Genomic DNA, 600 nt, shown 5'->3' with positions numbered 1-600 from the left:
ACCGGCAAGGACGTGCTCAACCTGTTCCTCGACGAGCTCACGCGCGAGCAGAGGCGCGCCATAGAGGTGGTGACCGCCGACGGCGCGAGGTGGATAAGGCAGCTGGTCAAGCGCCGCTGCCCCAACGCGAGGTGGGTCATGGACCCCTTCCACGTGGTCCAGTGGATGAACGACGCGCTCGACGCCGTGCGCTGCGAGGAGTGGAACGCCGCCAGGGCCGCCAGGCCCAGGCCCGAGGGCAAGCGCGGCAGGCCTGCCAAAGGCGAGCTGCCGCCCGAGGAGGTCAGGGCGCTCGAGGAGGAGGCGGCCTCCATCAAGGGCAGCCGCTACGCGCTCGTGAAGAACCCCGAGGACCTCACCGACGGCCAGAGGGCGAGGCTCGAGGCGCTCAAGAAGAGGGCCGGCTCGCGGCTGGTCAGGGCCTGGGAGCTCAAGGAGGACCTGCGGGCCGTCTTCCGGGCAGCCGACGGCTCCGAGGCCGCCGAGCTGCTCGACGACTGGATGCACAGGGCCGCCTACTGCAAGATCGCCAAGGTCGTCGCCGTGGAGAAGAAGGTGCGCCGCCGGCGCGACGACATCATCGCCGCAGTCGAGCTCGGC

General features: G+C 70.7%; 1 protein-coding gene. It reads left to right on the top strand.

All coding sequences use genetic code 11. The features are described 5' to 3' along the window. Positions 1 to 600, top strand: a 600-nt coding sequence (locus tag ACTQV3_RS09275) for an ISL3 family transposase (protein WP_441536326.1), incomplete at both ends; no start/stop codon positions are given.

Source organism: Collinsella sp. LCP19S3_A7 (assembly GCF_052121995.1).
In the GTDB taxonomy this organism is placed as follows: domain Bacteria; phylum Actinomycetota; class Coriobacteriia; order Coriobacteriales; family Coriobacteriaceae; genus Collinsella.
Note: the sequence above shows the minus strand (reverse complement) of the source record. Positions and strands in the feature narration are given on the sequence as shown.